We start from the raw sequence: 11,054 nt of genomic DNA on the forward strand, positions 1-11,054 counted from the left end.
GCCAAAGTGTTCGTCACGGCACTAAGCTACCAGTCAGTAACATCGCTGACCACCGGCGGCGGGAGGACCAGATGACCGCGCTGTACCTGTTGCGGCACGGCGAGACCGAGTGGTCGCGCTCGGGCAGGCACACGAGCCGGACCGACCTCTCGCTGACCCCGACCGGCGCGCGCCGCGCCGGCGACGCGGGTCGCCTGCTGGGCACCATGCGCGGCGGCGAGCAGCCCGCGCTGGTCGCCTCGAGTCCGCGCACCCGGGCGCTGCGCACCGCCGAGCTCGCCGGCCTGTCCGTCGGACTGGTCACCGAGGACCTGGCCGAGTGGGACTACGGCGAGTACGAGGGCCTGACCACGCCGCAGATCCGGGAGACCGTGCCCGGCTGGACAGTGTGGACGCATCCGTGCCCCGGCGGCGAGACGGCGGCGCAGGTCGCCGCCCGTGCCACCCGAGTGCTGGAGCGCGTGCGCGCCGCGTTGTCGGACGGCGACGTCATCCTGGTGGGGCACGGGCACTTCAGCCGCGTCCTGGTGGCGACCTGGCTGAGCCTCGGACCGGAGTCAGGCGTCCACTTCGGACTCGAAGCGGCCGCCGTCTCGGTCCTCGGCGACGAACGCGGCACGCCACAGGTCAAGCGGCTGAACGTGCCGCCGGTACTGGACTGGGAGGGCGGCGATGCCGGGTCCGCGGGTACGAAGGGCTCGTGAGTCCGATGTGGACGCGATGGTCGGCCTGGTGTACGAGCTCGCGGAGTACGAGCGCACCCCGGACCAGTGCCACCTCACCGCCGACCAGCTGCGCGGCGCCCTGTTCGGCGAGTCGCCGGCACTGTTCGCCCACGTCGCCGAGCTGAACGATCAGGTGGTCGGCTGTGCGCTGTGGTTCAAGAACTTCTCCACCTGGCACGGCACACACGGCATCTACCTGGAGGACCTCTACGTCCAGCCGGCCGCACGCGGCGGCGGCCTGGGCAAGGCGCTGCTGACCGCACTCGCCGAAGAATGCGTCGCACAGGACTACGCGCGGCTGGAATGGTGGGTCCTGAACTGGAACACCCCGGCCATCGGCTTCTACGAGGCACTCGACGCGATCCCGATGGACGAGTGGACCGTGTACCGGCTCACCGGGGACGCACTGAACCGACTGGCCGCGAACGACTGAGCGGGCCCGGGCCTAAGCGGCGGCGCCGAACCACCTCGGCAGGTGGTCGAGCAGGGCCTGCTGGTCCTCACCGACCCACGCCACGTAGCCGTCCGGCCGCAGCAGTACCGCCGGCACGTCCAGCTCCTCGCTGACGTCGGCGACGTGGTCGACCCGATCCGCCCACCCCGCAACGGAAAGCCGGCCGGTCTGGTCGAGCAGCAGCCCGCGGCCCGCGTGCATCAGCGCGTAGAGCCGCCCCTGCTTCAGCCCGATGTCCCGCAGCCGCCGGCCGAGCAGCTCGTGCCCCACGCCGAAGTCGTAGCGGATGCCGATGCCGGTGATCTTCTCGATCAGGTACCGGTGCACCTCCTCGAAGTCCATCAGCTCCGACACCAGCCGGCGCACCGACTGCGGACCCGGCTCGACGGACAGCAGCACGCTCTGCGCGCGGGTGTTGTCCAGCACGTCGGCGGCCACCGGATGCCGTTCGGCGAAGTAGCTGTCCAGCAGCCCCTCCGGAGCCCAGCCGCCGACCGCCGCGGCCAGCTTCCAGCCGAGGTTGAACGCGTCCTGGACGCCGAGGTTGAGGCCCTGCCCGCCGAGTGGCGGGTGGACGTGCGCCGCGTCGCCCGCCAGCAGCACCCGGCCGACCCGGTACCGCTCGGCCAGCCGGGTGGCGTCGGTGAAGCGGGACAGCCAGCGCGGTGAGTGCACGCCGAAGTCGGTACCGGCGAACGCCCGCAGCTGCTGGCGCACCTCGTCCAGGGTCGGCGGGACCGTGCGGTCCTCGACCGCCTCCGCGGTTGGCACGACGGCGCGGTACAGCCCGTCTCCGGACGGCCCGACGCCGAACCGCAGATCGGTCTTGCGGATCTCGGCCACGATGGCGGTCAGCTCCTCGGCCGGAGTGGTCACCTCCATCTCGCCCGTCAGCCACTCGGTATTGGGCGGCTCGCCGGGGAAGCCGACGCCGAGCCGCTTGCGTACCGTGCTGCGTCCGCCGTCGCAGCCGACGAGGTAGCGCGAGCGCAGCTGGGTGCCGTCGGCCAGCTCGGCGGTGACGCCGTCGTCGTCCTGGCTCAACCCGACCAGTTCGCAGCCGCGCCGGATCTCGACGCCGAGCTCGACGGCGTGCTCGGTCAGCAGCCGCTCGGTGGTGGGCTGCGGGATGCCGAGGGTGTAGGGATGCGCGGTGTCCAGCCGGAGCTGCCGCGGCTTCGCGATGCCGGCGAAGTGACTCGCGACCGGGTACTGCTTGCCGTTGGCGAAGAACCGCTCCAGCAGACCCCGCTGCTCCATCACCTCGAGGCTGCGTGCGTGCAGGCCGAGCGCGCGGACGGCCTTCGTCGGCTCCGGCTCCTTCTCGAGCACGACCACCCGCACGCCGTGCAGCCGCAGCTCGCCGGCCAACATCACGCCGGTCGGTCCACCGCCGGCAATGATCACGTCGATCACAAAACCCCCGTTTGAATAACTCGAATTTCGAATGCCGGCGATTCTGCGGCACAACCGGGGTCTTGCCGCAAGCCCCCCGGTGCGCTATAAGTTGAAAGTGGAAGGAGTTGTACTCCTCATTCCGCCATTCCCCTTGATACTCAGGACACCGTGACTCGTCGTGGGTTGGTACGACAGCGACACGGACAGGATCCGTCGCATGGCCGGGCTGGCCACGCCGATGGCGCTGCGGGTGGCGGTGACCCTGGGCCTGCCGGACCGACTACTCGATGCGGGCGCCTCCATCGACGATCTCGCGACCGAGCTCGAGGTCGCCCCGGGCGCGCTCGAGCTCCTACTGGGCCACCTGGCGACCCTCGAGATCGTCGAGCCCACCGCCACCGGTTACCGGACGAGCGCGTTCGGCGCGAACCTCATTGTCGAGGCCGGCAACGGACTGAACAACCTGCTGCGGCTGGACGCCGCCGGCGGCCGCGCCGAGCTGGCGTTCGTCGAGCTCGCGCACAGCATCAGCACCGGCCGAGCCGCCTACCCGCACCGCTACGGGCAGGACTTCTGGGCCGACCTGGCGGAGAGCCCGCGCCTGCGCGAGTCGTTCGACCGGCAGATGTCGCACCGGTTCCAGGAGGAGATCCCGCGGCTCGTCGCCGGCTTCGACTGGTCCCGATTCGCCGCGATCGTCGACGTCGGCGGGGGCCGAGGCGACCTGCTCGCCGCGATCCTGACCGCCCATCCTCGGGTGCGCGGCCACCTGGTCGACCTCGAACCGACCGCCGCCGGGGCCCGCGACACCTTCGCCGCGCACTCGCTGGACGACCGGACGCGGGTGACGGCGGGGAGCTTCTTCGACCCGCTCCCGGCGGGCGCGGACGCCTACCTGCTGGTCGACATCCTCCACGACTGGGACGACGAGCAGGCCCACCGAATCCTGAGCCGCTGCGTCGAGGCCGCCCGCCCGGCCGGGCGCGTGCTGGTCATCGAGTCGGTCGGCGGGATGCGGGCGCGGAGCGAGTCCAACCTGGCCATGCTCGTGATCTTCGGCGGCCGCGAGCGCCGGATCGACGAGTTCCGCGCGCTCGGCTCGCCGCACGGCCTGGTCCTCGACTCGGTGACCGAGGTGACCGAACAGCGCTGCCTGCTCGAGTTCCGGCTCAGCTGAGCCGGAACCGGACAGAAGAACGCCGCGCCCGGGATACCGGACGCGGCGTTCGGGTTGGCTTGCGGTCAGACGCCCGAGATGCTGGAGATCCAGTCGCGGTACTGCGTGATGTTCGTGTACGCGGTGAACGTCTGCCGGTCACTCGTGGAGGCCACGCCGACCTGGACGTAGGAACCGTCCACCGGGCTGGTGGCGAACATCGGGCCGCCGGAGTCGCCGCCGGCCGTGATGCCGTCGATCCGGTTGGCGCAGACCGCGGTGCCGCCGCGGTAGTCCGAGCACGCCACGTCGCTGACGCCGACGTCGGCGACCTTCAGCATCTGCGACTGGCAGTTGATCTCGGGCTGGTCGGTGCAGGTCGCACCCCAGCCGTACACCTGCACGGTCTGGCCCACGGCCACCGCGTCGGCGGTGCCGAGCGGCGAGTAGGTCGCGGTCACCGCGTGGTCGAGCTCGACCAGCGCGATGTCGGCCTCCGGGTTGGTGTGGATATTCACGCCGGTGGCGCTCTCACCCTGGGTCTGGTCCAGGCTGCCGATGTTGAAGGTATAGGTGCCGGCACCGGCGACGCAGTGCTCGGCGGTCAGGATCCAGGTCGGCGCGATGATCGTCGCCGAGCAGTTCTCCTGGCCGTCCACGAACAGGCGTGCCGCCCACGGAGCGTTGTCCGCGAACCGGCCGTCAATGATCTTCGGCTCGATCTGGCCCTTCTCCGACGACTGGTCGGCGGAGGCGCCGCCGGTCGCCATCGTGATGCCGAGCACGACCGCAGCCGCACCCACCAGAGCCGCCCCGACACGAACAAGACGCATTGCTAACCACCTCGTACCGCGGCCGCTCGCCGCGAGCAGGGAAAAGGGAACCCCAACAGGGTCACTCGTCCGAGGGTGATCCACTACCCGCCGTTAGTCGGGAATGAGGTTTCGACCTCAACGCCCGGTTTGATCAGCTTTTGTCGGCGTCGCGTTCGTCCAGGCCCAGCGACCATTCACGGGAGCGAACAGTGAAGAGCAGGTACAGGACGACGATGCTCAGCACGCCGACCGGTACCCCGATCTCGGGACGCCCGGACGGGCCACCCGCATACCAAGCGACACCGAGCAACAGCAGCTCCACGACGACCGCCGGGCTGCGGGCCCAGTGCTTGCCGAGCAAGAGCGCGACGCCGACGGCGACCACGCCGCCGCCGAGCACCACGAAGTAGCCGGCCTGCCCGTAGACGTTGTTGCCGGCCGAGGACGCGCCGCCGAACGCCCGCACGAGCAGCGCCACCGCGAACGCGACGCCGGCCAACCCCTGCAGGCCGACCAGCAAGCCGGCGCCGCGGATGGTCGACGGGGCGGCTGAGTCGATGCGCACGCTGGGTCCTTCGTCTGCAGGTCGGGGCGGGTACGACCGGATCGTAGTCCGCCGGCCGGGCCGAACTCGCCTACGCTGCTTTCATGCGCGCAGTCCTGGTGGTCAACCCCAAGGCGACCGCGACCACGGCGGCCGGCCGGGACGTGCTCGCGCACGCGCTGGCCAGCGAGGTCAAGCTGGACGTCGTCGAGACCGACTACCGGGGGCACGCGATGGCCGCCGCGGCGCAGGCGGCGGTGGACGGCGCGGACCTGGTCGTCGCGCATGGTGGCGACGGCACGGTGAACGAGGTGGTCAACGGCCTGCTGGCGAGCGGGCCGCGGGACACGCTGCCGATGCTGGGCATCGTGCCGGGCGGCTCGGCGAACGTCTTCGCGCGTGCGCTCGGCCTGCCCCGCGACCCCGTGGACGCGACACACCAGCTGCTGCACGCGCTGCAGGACCAGCGTCACCGCATGGTCAACCTCGGCCGGGTCGACTCGAACGGGCCTGAGGCCGCGCGGTGGTTCACGTTCAGCGCGGGTGTCGGCTGGGACGCGGACGTCGTCGCGGAGGTGGACCGCAAGCGCGGCAAGAAGGCGAGTCCGGCGCTCTACACGCGGATCGCGGTGACGGAGTACCTGCGCCCGGCGCGCCGACCCCGGCTCTCGGTCGAGATTCCCGGCGAGGAGCCGGTTTCCGGACTGCGGCTGGTGTTCGTGTCCAACACGGACCCGTGGACCTATCTGGGGACGCGGGCGATCCACCTCAACCGCCGATGTGCGTTCGACACGGACCTCGGTGTGTTCGCGTTGCGCACGTTGCGTCTACCGACGGTGCTGCGCCACCTCGGTCAGGCGATCAGTCGGAAGGGTGAGCAACGCGGCGGCAGCCTCTTCCGCCGTGACGACGTCCCCGGCCTGACGATCACCAGCCCCGAGCCGATCCGAGTCCAGTGCGATGGCGACCTCATCGGGAGGCGGACGTGCGTGCAAATCACGTCCGTCCGGCATGCACTCGCGGTCGTTGGGTAGTCCTTCAGGGCCCGAAACGTCGCTGATTCACCTTGAGGCCACGAGATGCAGCTGTGATCTGATTGTTACGAAACGTAGCAGCAAGCCTCTGACGTCGATCTTTCGGGTGAGTTGGTGTGCGGGTTGATGAAGGACCCTTGACATATGGCTGGTTCGTGAAAGCATTCACAAGCACCCAAACAGACCGGATGACGACAGAGGCGCGTAGGAACGTGCCCGAGCGAGGAGCAAGTAGAAATGGACTGGCGCCACCGCGCGGCCTGCCGTGACGAGGACCCTGAGCTGTTCTTCCCCGTGGGGACCAGCGGTCCGGCCATATTGCAGGTTGCCCAGGCGAAAGCCGTTTGCCACCGCTGCACCGTCGCTTCCAACTGCCTGACCTGGGCGCTCCAGAGCGGTCAGGACGCAGGTGTGTGGGGCGGGATGAGCGAGGACGAGCGTCGCGCCCTGAAGCGGCGTACCGCTCGCACGCGGACGAGCAGCAACGCCTGACTTCGTAGACGTCACAAGGCCCGGTTCCCTTGGGGAACCGGGCCTTCGTGCGTCTCGGGTTTCCTTGCACCTCAACGGAACCGTCGGCGCAGGGGTGTGGACGGTCAGCGGCGGTGGGAGAGCGGGACGCGGAGCACGGCCTCGGTGCCGCCGCGGTCTCGGCGGTGCATCGACAGTGAGCCGCGCAGTTCGGACTCCACCAGTGTGCGCACGATCTGTAGCCCCAGTCCGTTGGACCGCTCCAGGGAGAAGCCCTTCGGCAGCCCACGACCGTCGTCGGCCACGATGACGTCCAGCCAGCGGGCCGAGCGTTCCGCCGAGACGGTCACGTCGCCCGACACTCCGGGCGGGTAGGCGTGCTCGACGGCGTTCTGCACCAGCTCGGTCAGCACCATCACCAGCGGCGTGGCCACCTCGGCCGCGACGACGCCGAACTTGCCGACCCGCCGCACCCGCACGTGGTTCTCCGCCACCGCGACGTCGCCGACGACGGGAATCACCTTGTCCACCAACGAGTTCAGGTCCACCCGCTCGTCCACCGACGTCGACAGCGCCTCGTGCACCATCGCGATCGCCGCCACGCGGCGCACCGACTCGCCCAGCGCCGCGCGCGCCTCCTCGCTGGCCGTCCGCCGCGACTGCAGGCGCAGTAGCGCAGCCACCGTCTGCAGGTTGTTCTTTACCCGGTGGTGGATCTCACGGATCGTCGCGTCCTTGGACATCAGCGCGCGGTCGCGCCGACGAACCTCGGTCACGTCACGAACCAGGACCAGCGCGCCCGCCGCCTTCCCGCCGGGACGCAGCGGCAGCGCGCGGAACAACACCGCCGCCCCACGATGGGACTCCGCCTCCGCGCGCATGCTCGGCTGACCGTCCAAAGCTGCCAGAATGCGCTGCGCGATCTCGGTGGCGTCGAAGGGATCCGCGATCAACCCGCGCGTCAACGGCGCCAGCCGCACACCGACCAGCTCCGCGGGGTGCCCCATCCGGTGATAGGCCGACTGCGCGTTCGGCGAGGCGAACACCACCGCGCCCGTGTTGTCCAACCGAACCAGCCCGTCGCCCACCCGCGGACTCGTGTGCACGTCCGCGGCCGGCTCCGAGGTCGGGAAACTGCCGTCGACCACCATCTGGCACAGATCCGCGGCGATCCCCAGGTACGCGATCTCCAGCGAGCTCGGCACCCGCGGCACCGCGACGTCGGTCTCCCGCGAGAGCACGGCGATGACCCGGTCGTCGTAGGTCACCGGGATCGCCTCGCGACGCACCGGCACCCCGTGGTACCAGCGCGGGTCGTCCTCGCGGCAGAGCCGCGGCTCGACCATCGACCGGCGCAGCTGCGGGTGGTCGGGCGACTGGACGGTGCTGCCGACGACGTCCTCCGGGTGCGCGGTCGGCGCGGTCGTGGCGCGGGCCTGCGCGACACAGAGGAACTCGATATCGGTCGACGCGGGAGTGGGCGGCTCCCCGATCGGCACCCACATGAGCAGGTCGGCGAAGGACAGGTCGGAGAGCAGCTGCCATTCGGCGACCACCATCTGCAGGTGGTCGACCTCCCCGCCGGAGAGCTTGGTGTGCTCGGCGAGCAGGTCGGAGAGTGTGGACACGCCGCTACGGCACGTCTCGCCGCACGGTCACGGTGGTCTGCTCGATCACCGTCGTCCTGATCTTCTCCCGCAGCCGCTGCTTGAGGCTCTCTGGCGCGTGCTCGCCGCCGCACTTGCGGGCGAGCAACACCTTCAGGTGCTCCTCGATGCCGAACTGCTCGAGGCAGGGACTGCACTCGTCCAGGTGCTTCTCGAGCAGCTGTCGGCGCTCGACGTCGCACTCGTGATCGAGGAAGAGCCAGACCTCCGCCAGCACTTCCGAGCAGTCGGTCTCATGTGGTTTGCCGCAGCTCACGATCCGGTCACCTCTTGCTCGGTCGAGCGCAGGAACCCCCGGTCCCGCGCGACCCCGGCCAGCAGGTCACGAAGCTGCCGGCGGCCACGGTGCAGTCGAGACATCACCGTGCCGATCGGCGTGTGCATGATCTCCGCGATCTCCTTGTATGCGAACCCCTCGACGTCGGCGAGGTACACGGCCAGCCGGAAGTCCTCCGGCAGCTGCTGCAGCGCTTCCTTGACGTCGTTGTCCGGCAGCCGGTCCATCGCCTCGATCTCGGCCGAGCGCAGCCCGGACGACGTGTGACTCTCGGCCTGGGCGAGCTGCCAGTCGGTGATCTCCTCGGTCGGCGACTGCAGCGGCTGGCGCTGCCGCTTGCGGTAGCCGTTGATGTAGGTGTTGGTGAGGATCCGGTACAGCCACGCCTTGAGGTTCGTGCCCTTCGAGAAGGACGCGAACGCGGCATAGGCCTTGAGGTAGGTCTCCTGCACCAGGTCTTCGGCGTCGGCCGGGTTGCGGGTCATCCGCAGGGCTGCCGAGTACAGCTGGTCCAGCAACGGCATGGCGTCGCGCTCGAACCGCTCGGCCCGCTGCTCCTCGGTCTCGACCGACGCGTCGGGGTGGGTGTCGGTGCTCGGCACCGTGCTCCCTTCCAGTTGGAACCGTTCCAGCGTCGGATACGCATGGAACACCTGTGAGGGTACCCGTCGAGTCTTGGTCAACACGCTTGACGGAACGTTCCCCAGGCCCCGCGCATTCCCTAGTCGAGCGGCCGCAGGATGCGGTCCAGCCACTCCTCCACCGTGCGCGACAGGGTCTTGGCCTCTCGCCGGAGCGAGTGGTCACCAGGCAGAACCATGATCTCCCGGTGCGGCGCCGCCCCCGGCATGCCGAACGGGTCGCTCTCCCCCTGGACCACCAGCGTGGGCACCGTCACGCCGTCCAGCTCGGGCATTCGGCTCTTCTCCGGCCGGCCGGGCGGGTGCACGGGGAACGCCAGGCAGAGCACGCCGACCGCCTCGCCGTCGTCCGAGGTCCGGCAGGCCACCCGCGCGCCGGAGGAGCGCCCGCCGAACACCAGCGGCAGGTCGCGGAACCACTCGTCGGAGAGCCGGTCGGCCACCGCGAGCCAGGCCGCGTCCAGCTGGTGCGCGGGGGCCGGTGCCCGGCGGCCGGCGACCCGGTAGGGCTGCTCGACCAGCGCGACGTCGACGTTCGCCGCCCGCGCGCCCTGGCACGCGGCCACCAGGTCGGGCGCCCCGACTCCGCCGCCCGCGCCGTGCCCGAGCAGCAGTCCGGCTCGTCCCTCGGGCGCGCACAGCAGCTCAGCCCGGGCCGGGCCGTGCGGGGTGTCGATCTCCATGACGGTCATCGCGGGCGTCCTAGAACAGCTTCGGGTCGTCGAGCTCGGTGACCGGCTCCTCGCGGGCGACCAGCTCCGGTCCGTTGTTGCGGACGTTGTTGACCCTGCTCGACACCGGCCGCAGCTCGAGCGCCTCGACCAGGTCCAGCGACGGCGTCAGCAGGTCACCGGGGTCCTCGACGTCCGGGTCGAGCCAGGCGGCCCAGTGCTCGGGACCCATCAGCAGCGGCATCCGGTCGTGGATCTCGGCGAGCGGGCCCTGCGCCGCCGTGGTGAGCACGGCCGTGCTGACCACCGGCGGGCCGTCCTTCTCCTTGGGATCCCGCCACACGGTCCACAGCCCGGCCATCGCGAGGCTGTGGCCGTCCGGGCGGGTCATGAAGAACGGCTGCTTGTGGCCGCCCTCCTTCTTCCACTCGAACCAGCCGTCCGCGGGCAGCAGGCAGCGCCGCTTGGCGAGCGAGGTCTTGAACGCGTTCGAGGTCGCGGCCGACTCCGAACGTGCGTTGATCATGCGAGCGCCGATCGAGCGGTCCTTCGCCCAGGCCGGGATCAGGCCCCAGCGCATCACCCGCAGGCTGCGCTCGGTGCGGCTGTCGTCCGCGTTGCCGTCCTCGTCGCGCGGATGCCGCTGCACCACCGTGACCACGTCCTTCGTGGGTGCGACGTTGTGGTCGGCCGGCGGCGCGTGGTCCTCGATCCCGTCATGGGCGTCGAACTCCGCGGCCAGCGTGGCCGGATCCTTCGCCGCGGCGTACCTCCCGCACACGTCAACCACCTCCTCGACGCATGGTGGCATGTGGCACCGACAGTGTGCACCGTCGAGGCCGGGATGCGGGATCATCGACGCATGACACAGTGGCAGGCACCCGTCGCGACCGAGCCCGTCCGCGCCACCGTGGCCGTCCCGGGCTCGAAGTCGATCACGAACCGGGCCTTGCTGCTGGCCGCGCTCAGCGAGCGCGGCGCCACGCTGACCGGCGCGCTGCGCAGCCGCGACACCGACCTGATGGTCGCCGCCCTGCGCGCGCTCGGCGTGCCCATGACCGTCGGTGACGACGGAGCCGGCGCCCGGGTACGCGTCGAGCCGCACGCCGGCCTGGCCGGGCCCGCGAACGTGGACTGCGGGCTCGCCGGCACGGTGATGCGGTTCGTGCCGCCGGCCGCCGCGCTCGCTGCCGGCGAGATC

Annotated in this window: 13 protein-coding genes and 1 pseudogene; 6 read left to right on the plus strand and 8 right to left on the minus strand. The window is 70.6% G+C overall.

What is annotated here, in order from left to right:
* The first annotated feature begins 71 nt into the window (after window positions 1-71).
* Together ACRDSK_RS12250 and ACRDSK_RS12255 are read left to right on the plus strand one after the other, a co-directional pair.
* A complete protein-coding gene (locus ACRDSK_RS12250) occupies window positions 72-704 on the plus strand; it encodes an acid phosphatase (RefSeq protein WP_431440495.1) in 633 nt (210 codons plus the stop codon).
* Complete coding sequence (locus ACRDSK_RS12255) at window positions 673-1,158, plus strand: N-acetyltransferase family protein (RefSeq protein WP_431440496.1); 486 nt, start codon at window positions 673-675, stop codon at window positions 1,156-1,158. The genes ACRDSK_RS12250 and ACRDSK_RS12255 overlap by 32 nt, the downstream gene beginning before the upstream one ends.
* 12 nt (window positions 1,159-1,170) lie before the next feature.
* On the opposite strand, the gene rox is transcribed toward ACRDSK_RS12255, so the two are convergent.
* Window positions 1,171-2,595: a rifampin monooxygenase gene (gene rox / locus ACRDSK_RS12260; RefSeq protein ID WP_431440498.1), complete on the minus strand. Its 1,425-nt coding sequence runs from the start codon at window positions 2,593-2,595 to the stop codon at window positions 1,171-1,173.
* A gap of 199 nt (window positions 2,596-2,794) precedes the next feature.
* Between rox and ACRDSK_RS12265 the strand changes: the two genes are divergently transcribed.
* Complete coding sequence (locus ACRDSK_RS12265; RefSeq protein WP_431440499.1) at window positions 2,795-3,754, plus strand: methyltransferase; 960 nt, start codon at window positions 2,795-2,797, stop codon at window positions 3,752-3,754.
* 65 nt (window positions 3,755-3,819) lie between these two features.
* Here ACRDSK_RS12265 and ACRDSK_RS12270 read toward each other — a convergent pair whose 3' ends face one another.
* Window positions 3,820-4,566 carry a S1 family peptidase gene (locus ACRDSK_RS12270; protein ID WP_431440501.1) on the minus strand — a complete coding sequence of 249 codons (747 nt, stop codon included), beginning with the start codon at window positions 4,564-4,566 and terminating at the stop codon, window positions 3,820-3,822.
* A 133-nt stretch (window positions 4,567-4,699) separates the two neighbouring features.
* On the minus strand, window positions 4,700-5,113 hold the full coding sequence (locus ACRDSK_RS12275; protein ID WP_431440503.1) for a hypothetical protein: 414 nt from the start codon (window positions 5,111-5,113) through the stop codon (window positions 4,700-4,702).
* A gap of 83 nt (window positions 5,114-5,196) precedes the next feature.
* Between ACRDSK_RS12275 and ACRDSK_RS12280 the strand changes: the two genes are divergently transcribed.
* A complete protein-coding gene (locus ACRDSK_RS12280) occupies window positions 5,197-6,126 on the plus strand; it encodes a diacylglycerol/lipid kinase family protein (protein ID WP_431440504.1) in 930 nt (309 codons plus the stop codon).
* Between the two features lie 237 nt (window positions 6,127-6,363).
* Window positions 6,364-6,618: a WhiB family transcriptional regulator gene (locus tag ACRDSK_RS12285; protein WP_431436294.1), complete on the plus strand. Its 255-nt coding sequence runs from the start codon at window positions 6,364-6,366 to the stop codon at window positions 6,616-6,618.
* A 104-nt stretch (window positions 6,619-6,722) separates the two neighbouring features.
* Here ACRDSK_RS12285 and ACRDSK_RS12290 read toward each other — a convergent pair whose 3' ends face one another.
* From ACRDSK_RS12290 to ACRDSK_RS12310, 5 genes are all read right to left on the minus strand, one after another.
* Complete coding sequence (locus tag ACRDSK_RS12290; RefSeq protein WP_431440506.1) at window positions 6,723-8,225, minus strand: sensor histidine kinase; 1,503 nt, start codon at window positions 8,223-8,225, stop codon at window positions 6,723-6,725.
* Between the two features lie 4 nt (window positions 8,226-8,229).
* On the minus strand, window positions 8,230-8,520 hold the full coding sequence (rsrA, locus tag ACRDSK_RS12295; protein WP_431440507.1) for a mycothiol system anti-sigma-R factor: 291 nt from the start codon (window positions 8,518-8,520) through the stop codon (window positions 8,230-8,232).
* Window positions 8,517-9,158: a sigma-70 family RNA polymerase sigma factor gene (locus ACRDSK_RS12300; RefSeq protein ID WP_431440514.1), complete on the minus strand. Its 642-nt coding sequence runs from the start codon at window positions 9,156-9,158 to the stop codon at window positions 8,517-8,519. Before ACRDSK_RS12300 ends, rsrA begins: the two co-directional genes overlap by 4 nt.
* Before the next feature lie 104 nt (window positions 9,159-9,262).
* Window positions 9,263-9,874, minus strand: a complete 612-nt coding sequence (locus ACRDSK_RS12305; RefSeq protein WP_431440509.1) for an alpha/beta hydrolase family protein — start codon at window positions 9,872-9,874, stop codon at window positions 9,263-9,265.
* A 10-nt stretch (window positions 9,875-9,884) separates the two neighbouring features.
* Entirely contained in the window at window positions 9,885-10,634 is a 750-nt protein-coding gene (locus ACRDSK_RS12310; RefSeq protein ID WP_431440510.1) for an SOS response-associated peptidase, read from the minus strand.
* An 81-nt stretch (window positions 10,635-10,715) separates the two neighbouring features.
* On the opposite strand from ACRDSK_RS12310, the pseudogene ACRDSK_RS12315 reads away from it, so the two are divergent.
* Window positions 10,716-11,054, plus strand: a pseudogene (locus ACRDSK_RS12315) (3-phosphoshikimate 1-carboxyvinyltransferase); the annotation flags it as partial.

It is taken from the genome of Actinophytocola sp. (assembly GCF_050699915.1).
Taxonomy (GTDB): domain Bacteria; phylum Actinomycetota; class Actinomycetes; order Mycobacteriales; family Pseudonocardiaceae; genus Actinophytocola.